Raw genomic sequence first — 7566 nt, forward strand, 5'->3', positions numbered from 1 at the left:
CATCCGGGCGAACGACGCCCGGGTGGCCCGGACCGCGCTATCCGGCCCGGGCCGCACGCGGGCCCGGAGTCGGTGGCGCCGGCATCCCCCGGGCCGGACGGCACGTCTCCGACATTTCGGGTACGACCAGAGATGCCGTCCTGCGACCCTTTCGCACATTTCCGGAGAGACTGCTAAGCATGTTCCGCTACATCTTGCGGCGCCTACTGCAGATGGTCCTGGCGTTCTTCGGGACCACCCTGATCGTCTACGCGCTGATGTTCGCCGGCCAGGGCGACCCCATCCAGGCCCTCGCGGGCGAACGCCCGGTGACGCCGGCCCAACGGGCCTACCTGACGGAGAAGTACCACCTCGACGCGACAGGCGTCGGCGGTTTCTTCTACCGCTACTTCGACTACGTCAAGAGCCTGCTCCAGGGTGACCTCGGCCAGTCCCTGACCGGCCGCCAGATCGGTGACATCCTGCAGGCGGCCTGGCCGGTCACCCTCAAGCTCGCGCTCATCGCGCTCGCCGTGGCGATCATCTTCGGAGTCAGCGCCGGCGTGGTCGCCGGTATCCGCCGGGCCAGCATCTTCGACAACTCGACGCTGGTGCTGACCCTGCTCGTGCTCGGCATCCCGACCATCGTGCTGGCGCCGATCGCCCAGTACTTCCTGGGCGTCAAGTGGCAGCTCTTCCCGCCCACCGCCGGCTCCCAGCCGACGTTCTACGCGCTGCTGCTGCCGGGCATCGTGCTCGGCTCACTGTCGCTGGCAACCGCGCTGCGGCTGACCCGCACCTCGGTGGCCGAGAACCTGCGCGCCGACTACGTCCGGACCGCCCGGTCCAAGGGCCTCGTCAAGCGCCGCATCGTCACCGTCCACGTGCTGCGCAACTCGCTCATCCCGGTGGTCACCTTCCTCGGTGTGGAACTGGGCAACCTGATGAGCGGCGCGATCATCACCGAGGGCGTCTTCAACATCCCCGGCGTGGGCTTCAACCTCTTCCGCGGCATCCGCACCGAGGACGGCCCCCTGGTGGTGGGCATCGTCAGCGTGCTCGTCGTGGTCTACCTGGTCTCGAACCTGGTGGTGGACGTCCTGTACGCCGTACTCGACCCGAGGATCCGCTATGAGTGAGCGCAGCGAACGAATCATCAGCGCAGCGCGCTTGGCCTCTCGTGCCGGCGCCGAGCGCAGCGAGGCGGCGGCACGAGTGAGCGCAGCGAGGTGCCGGCATGAGTGACTTCGAGACTGTGGCGGCCACCGAGAACCAGGCCGCACGACGTGGCCCCTCGGGCGAGCCGGGCACGCCCAACCAGGTCGGGGCCCCGAACAAGCCCCGCAGCCTGGCCGGAGACGCGTGGCGCGACCTGCGCCGCAACCCGATCTTCTGGATCTCGCTGGCGCTTGTCGTCATCTTCACCCTGATGGCGCTGGCCCCCGGCGTGTTCACCGCCAACAGCCCGAACGACTGCCTGCTGTCCCGACAGCACGCCGGGCCGTCCGGCGGGGCCATCTTCGGGTACGACTTCCAGGGCTGCGACACGTACTCCCGGGCGGTCTACGGCACGCGGGCCTCGCTGCTGGTCGGCGCGCTCGCCGCGCTCGGCACCGGCATCATCGCGCTGGTCATCGGCATGCTGGCCGGGTACTTCGGCCGCTGGGTCGACGCCGTGCTCTCCCGGGTGATCGACGTGGTGCTCGGCATCCCGCTGCTGCTGGCCGCGATCGTGCTGCTCAAGCGGGTGTCCAGCGAGAGCGACAACGCGCGTATCGCCGCGGTGATCTTCGTGCTGGCCATCCTGGGCTGGACCACCGCCGCCCGGGTGGTGCGCTCCTCGGTGATCACGGCCAAGGAGCAGGACTACGTGGCGGCGGCCCGGATGCTCGGCGCCGGCAACGGCCGGATCATGTGGCGGCACATCCTGCCGAACTCGCTGGCCCCGGCCATCGTCGTGCTGACCATCGCGCTCGGCTCGTTCATCGCCGCCGAGGCGACGCTCTCCTTCCTGGGCATCGGCCTCAAGGCGCCGACCATCTCGTGGGGCCAGGACATCGACACCGGCCGCATCCACATGCGGGAGGCGGCGACGCCGCTGATCGTCCCGTCGGCCTTCCTCGCGCTGACCGTGCTGGCGTTCATCATGCTCGGCGACGCGATCCGTGACGCCTTCGACCCGAAGCTGCGGTGACACCCTCATGACCCACGCAACAGTCGAACCCACGCCCGCCTCCGCCACCCCTGACGGCGGCCACCTGCTGGAACTGAAGGACCTGCACGTCGAGTTCCGGACCAACGAGGGCGTGGCCCAGGTCATCAACGGCGTGTCGTACCACCTGGACGCCGGGGAGACCCTCGCGGTGCTCGGCGAATCCGGCTCGGGCAAGTCGGTCACCGCGCAGGCGATCATGGGCATCCTGGACACCCCGCCCGCGTTCGTCCGCTCCGGCCAGATCCTCTACCGGGGTCAGGACCTGCTCACGGCATCCGAGGAGCAGCGCCGGCAGGTCCGCGGCAAGGAGATCGCGATGATCTTCCAGGACGCGCTCTCCGCGCTGAACCCGGTCTTCCCGGTCGGCTGGCAGATCGGCGAGACCCTGCGCCAGCGCTCCGGCATGTCCCGGGGCGACGCCCGCCGCCGGGCCGTCGAGCTGATGGACCTGGTCAAGATCCCGGGTGCCGCCAAGCGGATCGGCGACTACCCGCACCAGTTCTCCGGCGGCATGCGGCAACGCGTCATGATCGCCATGGCGCTGGCGCTGGACCCGAAGGTGCTGATCGCCGACGAGCCCACCACCGCGCTCGACGTCACCGTGCAGGCCCAGATCATGGACCTGCTGGCCGACCTGCGCCGCGACCTCAACATGGCGATGATCCTGATCACCCACGACCTGGGTGTGGTCGCCGGCGTCGCGGACCGGATCGCGGTCATGTACGCGGGTCGGATCGTCGAACACGCCGACGTCCGCGCCCTCTACAAGGCGCCGGCACACCCGTACACCAAGGGTTTGTTGGAGTCGATTCCGCGGATGGACGTCCGCGGCCAGGAGCTGTCGACGATCAAGGGGTTGCCACCGAACCTGATGCGCATCCCCTCCGGCTGCCCGTTCCACCCCCGGTGCCCGTACGTCCAGCAGGTCTGCGTGGACGTGGTGCCGCACGACCTGGTCCTCGGCGACGGCCGGACCAGCGCTTGCCACTTCGCGCAGGAGGTTCGTGATGACAGCGCCCGCTAGCTCCACCAAGGTCCGGGGCGAGACCATCCTCTCCGTCGACAACCTGGTGAAGCACTTCCCGATCAGTCAGGGTGTGCTGTTCCAGCGGCAGATCGGCGCGGTCAAGGCCGTCGACGGCGTGAGCTTCGAGCTGCGCCGGGGCGAGACGCTGGGCGTGGTCGGCGAATCCGGCTGCGGCAAGTCCACCCTCGCCCGGCTGCTCATGCGGCTGGAGACACCCACGTCCGGGCGGGCCACCCTGGAGGGCAGGGACCTGTTCAAGGCCTCCGGTGGCGAGCTGCGCCGGCTGCGCCGCAACATGCAGATGGTCATGCAGGACCCGTACACCTCGCTGAACCCGCGGATGACTGTCGGCGACATCATCGGTGAGCCGTTCGAGATCCACCGGGACGCCGCGCCGAAGGGCAGCAAGGCCAAGCGGGTCCAGGAACTGCTGGACGTCGTCGGGCTCAACCCGGAGCACATCAACAGGTACCCGCACCAGTTCTCCGGCGGTCAGCGTCAGCGCATCGGCATCGCCCGCGCGCTCGCCCTGCGCCCCGAGGTGATCGTCTGCGACGAACCGGTCTCCGCGCTGGACGTCTCCATCCAGGCCCAGGTGATCAACCTGCTGGAGCAGCTCCAGGACGAGTTCGGGCTGTCGTACATCTTCATCGCGCACGACCTGTCAGTGGTGCGGCACATCGCCGACCGGGTGGCGGTCATGTACCTCGGTCGGATCGTCGAGATCGGCACCGAGGACGAGATCTACGAGCGCGCCACCCACCCGTACACCCAGGCGCTGCTCTCGGCCGTGCCGGTGCCGGACCCGGAGGTACGCGACCAGCGCAACATGATCCGGCTGGTCGGCGACGTGCCCAGCCCGGCCGACCCCCCGAGCGGCTGCCACTTCCGCACCCGCTGCTGGAAGGCCCAGGACATCTGCGCGGTAGAGGACCCGGCGACCGTGCCCAGGGCGGCCGACCCCCACCCCTCCGCCTGCCACTTCGCCGAACTCCGCCCGGCAACCCCGGCGGCCTGATCCCCCACCCGGCCCGGGTGGTTGATCATGAAGTTATTGCCCTGCACATCGGCGTGTCAGGGCAACAACTTCATGATCGACGGGGTCTTGCGGTCAGTGGAAGAAGTGGCGGGTTCCCGTTAGGTACATCGTCACGTTGGCTTTCTTGGCCGCTTCGATGACCTCTTCGTCGCGGATCGAGCCACCGGGCTGGACGATGGCGCGGACGCCTGCGTCGATGAGGATCTGCGGGCCGTCGGCGAACGGGAAGAACGCGTCCGAGGCGGCCACCGAGCCCCGCGCCCGGTCGGCGCCGGCGCGCTGGACCGCGAGCTGCGCCGAGTCGACCCGGTTGACCTGACCCATGCCGACACCGACGGTGGCGCCGCCCTTGGCGAGCAGGATCGCGTTGCTCTTCACCGCGCGGACCGCCCGCCAGGCGAACGCGAGATCGCGCAGCAGCTCCTCGTCGGCGGCCTCGCCGGTCGCCAACTGCCAGTTGGCCGGGTCGTCACCGGAAGCGTCCACCCGGTCGGCGACCTGGGACAGCACGCCACCGGTCACCGGCCGCCACTCGAGCTTCGCCGGGCTCCAGGCCGGCGCGCGAAGCAGCCGGATGTTCTTCTTGCCCTGCAACACCTCGACCGCGCCCTCGTCGAAGCCGGGGGCGACCACCACCTCGGTGAAGATGTCGGCGACCTGCCGGGCCAGCTCGACCGAGACCGGCCGGTTGACAGCGATCACGCCGCCGAACGCCGACACCGGGTCACAGGCGTGCGCCAGGCGGTGCGCCTCGGCCACGTCCACGCCCACCGCGATACCGCACGGGTTGGCGTGCTTGATGATCGCCACGGCCGGCTGGTCGGCGAAGTCGTTGGCGGCCCGCCAGGCGGCGTCCGCGTCGACGTAGTTGTTGTACGACATCTCCTTGCCGTGCAACTGCTCGGCCTGGGCCAGCCCCGCCGGGGCGTCCGGGTCGGTGTAGAGCGCGGCCGGCTGGTGCGGGTTCTCCCCGTAGCGCAGCACAGTCGACTTGCGCAGCGCCGTCCCCGCGAACGCCGGCCAGGAGTCGTCGGCCGGAGCCAGCTCCCGGGCACACCACTGGGCGACTGCCACGTCGTACTCGGCGATGTCGGCGTACGCGCGGGCGGCCAGCGCGCGACGCTGGGCCAGGGTGAACCCGCCCTCGTCGAGCGCGCCGAACAGCGCCGGATAGCCGGCCGGGTCGGTGAGCACCGCGACCGAGGCGTGGTTCTTGGCGGCAGCCCGCACCATGGCCGGGCCACCGATGTCGATCTGCTCCACGCACTCCTCGACACCGGCTCCGGAGGCGACCGTCGCCTGGAACGGGTAGAGGTTGGAGACCAGCAGGTCGAACCCGGCCACCCCCAGCTCGTCGAGCTGTGCGACGTGCGTGTCCTTGCGCAGGTCGGCGAGGAGACCGGCGTGCACCTTCGGGTGCAGGGTCTTCACCCGGCCGTCGAGCACCTCGGGGAACCCGGTCACCGTCTCCACCGGCGTCACCGGCACCCCGGCGGCGGCGATGGTGCCCGCCGTGCTGCCGGTGGACACGATCTCCACACCGGCCGCGTGCAGGGCCTGGGCCAGCTCGACCAACCCGGTCTTGTCGTAGACGCTGACCAGCGCCCGCCGAATCGGGCGACGCCCGTCCTGAGTGGGACTCACGGAACCGTGACCTTCCTTCCGGTGATGGTCCAACCTTCGCGGACCAGACGGCCGACCTGCTCGACGAGCTGGCGCCGCTCGGCTTCCTTGATGCGCTCGGTGAGCGCGTCCACGTCGTCGTCGTCGAGCACCGGCACCGCGACCTGCGCCACGATCGGCCCGGTGTCCATGCCCGCGTCGACGAAGAAGAGCGTGGCCCCGGTGAGCTTCACGCCGTAGGCGAGGGCGTCGCGCGGGCCGTGGATGCCGGGGAACGCCGGCAGCAGGGTGTTGTGGGTGTTCAGGTAGCGGTCACCGAAGGCGGCGAGGAAGTGCGGGCCGACCAACTTGAGGAAACCGGCGGAGATGACCAGGTCGGGCTCGTGCTTGGCGACGTGCGCGGTGAGCGCGCGGTCCCAGTCCTGGCGGCTGTCGTGGTCGCGGACCCGCTCGACGAAGGTCGGCACCCCCGCGGCCTCGGCGCGCTCCAGGCCCGCGATGCCGTCGCGGTCCGCGCCGACGGCGACGACCTGTGCGCCGTACGCGGGATCGGCGGCGGCGTCCAGCAGGGCCTGAAGGTTGCTCCCGGAGCCGGAGATGAGGACGACGATGCGGGCGGCGGACGCGGGCTCGGTCACCGGGCCACCCTATCGGGCAGGTCAGGGTGCCCCTCGGTTGGGCGGTTCGCCGATCTGTGACAGTGCGCGCCGAGCGGAATGAACCAGTATCAGGGGTAATGCGCGGTATGTCGTCACGCTGCTGTGCTGTGCCTGAGGTCGTCTGACCGCGATCATGGATGGGAACAACAGCAGCAACTGACGGAACCAGTCCAAGGAGCTTCTCGAATGCAGCCCGGCAACCCCGGTCAGGACCCGTACGGCCAGCAGCCCAACCAGGATCCGACCGCGCCCCAGCCGCCGCACGACCCGTACGCCCCGCCGCCGGCCGCCCCGTACGGCCAGCAGCCCACCTCGGGTCAGCCCTACGGTCAGCCCACCTCGGGCCAGCCGTACGGCCAGCCGCCGGCGGCTCCGTACGGTCAGCAGCCCGGCGCCCCGTACGGCCAGCAGCCGCAGGACCCGTACGGCGCACCGCAGGCCCCGTACGGCCAGCAGCAGCCCTACGGTGGCGCCCCGACGTACCCGAACGCCGGTTACCCCCAGCAGCAGGGCCAGAACAACACCCTCGGCCTGGTGTCGATGATCCTCGGCATCGCGTCGATCCCGCTGATCTGCTGCCTCTACCTGGGCATCCCGGTGGGTATCGCGGGCGTGGTGACCGGTTACCTCGCGAAGCAGAAGGTCGCCCAGGGCCAGGCCAACAACGCCGGCCAGGCCAAGACCGGCCTGATCTGCGGCGCGGTCGGCGTCGGCCTGGGCATCCTGCTGCTCATCATCAGCGTCGTGGCGAACGTCAACCTGCCGACCGAGCCCTGAGCAGACCCCTGCTCCCGACGGGGCGCTCCGGATCCGTCCGGGGCGCCCCGCGCCGTCTCCGTACCCCGTGGGTAGTCCCAGCCGTCGGCCGTGCCCCGCATCGGCCGTGCCGAGCGTCGGCAGCGGCAGCGGCAGCGGCAGCGGCAGCGGCAGCGGCAGCGGACGGTCAGGCTCCGGGGCGCACCGGCGGGGTCTGAGCGGCGCGCGGGCTCCGGGCGAGCACCCGGGTGGCAGCCGCGCCGAGCAG

The 7566-nt window shown here is 70.6% G+C and carries 7 protein-coding genes; 5 read left to right on the top strand and 2 right to left on the bottom strand.

Going from position 1 to position 7566, the window contains the following annotated elements:
- Positions 1-179 precede the first annotated feature (179 nt).
- The 4 genes from B0E54_RS14115 (at position 180) to B0E54_RS14130 (ending at position 4239) form a co-directional block, all read left to right on the top strand.
- Positions 180-1118 carry an ABC transporter permease gene (locus B0E54_RS14115; protein ID WP_234583897.1) on the top strand — a complete coding sequence of 313 codons (939 nt, stop codon included), beginning with the start codon at positions 180-182 and terminating at the stop codon, positions 1116-1118.
- Between the two features lie 98 nt (positions 1119-1216).
- The gene (locus tag B0E54_RS14120) at positions 1217-2173 is read left to right on the top strand and encodes an ABC transporter permease (RefSeq protein WP_234583898.1); all 957 of its coding nucleotides are present in this window, start codon (positions 1217-1219) and stop codon (positions 2171-2173) included.
- 7 nt (positions 2174-2180) lie between these two features.
- Positions 2181-3218 carry an ABC transporter ATP-binding protein gene (locus tag B0E54_RS14125; protein ID WP_234583899.1) on the top strand — a complete coding sequence of 346 codons (1038 nt, stop codon included), beginning with the start codon at positions 2181-2183 and terminating at the stop codon, positions 3216-3218.
- On the top strand, positions 3202-4239 hold the full coding sequence (locus B0E54_RS14130; RefSeq protein ID WP_234583901.1) for an ABC transporter ATP-binding protein: 1038 nt from the start codon (positions 3202-3204) through the stop codon (positions 4237-4239). The genes B0E54_RS14125 and B0E54_RS14130 overlap by 17 nt, the downstream gene beginning before the upstream one ends.
- A gap of 93 nt (positions 4240-4332) precedes the next feature.
- Here B0E54_RS14130 and purH read toward each other — a convergent pair whose 3' ends face one another.
- Both purH and purN read right to left on the bottom strand, forming a co-directional pair.
- The gene (purH, locus tag B0E54_RS14135; protein WP_234583902.1) at positions 4333-5904 is read right to left on the bottom strand and encodes a bifunctional phosphoribosylaminoimidazolecarboxamide formyltransferase/IMP cyclohydrolase; all 1572 of its coding nucleotides are present in this window, start codon (positions 5902-5904) and stop codon (positions 4333-4335) included.
- Positions 5901-6521, bottom strand: a complete 621-nt coding sequence (purN, locus tag B0E54_RS14140; protein WP_234583903.1) for a phosphoribosylglycinamide formyltransferase — start codon at positions 6519-6521, stop codon at positions 5901-5903. Before purN ends, purH begins: the two co-directional genes overlap by 4 nt.
- A gap of 207 nt (positions 6522-6728) precedes the next feature.
- Between purN and B0E54_RS14145 the strand changes: the two genes are divergently transcribed.
- Positions 6729-7319, top strand: coding sequence for a DUF4190 domain-containing protein (locus B0E54_RS14145; protein ID WP_234583904.1), 591 nt, complete (start codon positions 6729-6731; stop codon positions 7317-7319).
- Positions 7320-7566 lie beyond the last annotated feature (247 nt).

Source organism: Micromonospora sp. MH99 (assembly GCF_021442385.1).
Classification (GTDB): domain Bacteria; phylum Actinomycetota; class Actinomycetes; order Mycobacteriales; family Micromonosporaceae; genus Micromonospora.

What these genes read in the sequence shown, in the direction of transcription:
- B0E54_RS14120 (WP_234583898.1), top strand. Translation starts at nt 1,217, where the DNA reads ATGAGTGACTTCGAGACTGTGGCGGCCACCGAGAACCAGGCCGCACGA.
- B0E54_RS14115 (WP_234583897.1), top strand. Translation starts at nt 180, where the DNA reads ATGTTCCGCTACATCTTGCGGCGCCTACTGCAGATGGTCCTGGCGTTC.
- B0E54_RS14125 (WP_234583899.1), top strand. Translation starts at nt 2,181, where the DNA reads ATGACCCACGCAACAGTCGAACCCACGCCCGCCTCCGCCACCCCTGAC.
- B0E54_RS14130 (WP_234583901.1), top strand. Translation starts at nt 3,202, where the DNA reads ATGACAGCGCCCGCTAGCTCCACCAAGGTCCGGGGCGAGACCATCCTC.
- B0E54_RS14145 (WP_234583904.1), top strand. Translation starts at nt 6,729, where the DNA reads ATGCAGCCCGGCAACCCCGGTCAGGACCCGTACGGCCAGCAGCCCAAC.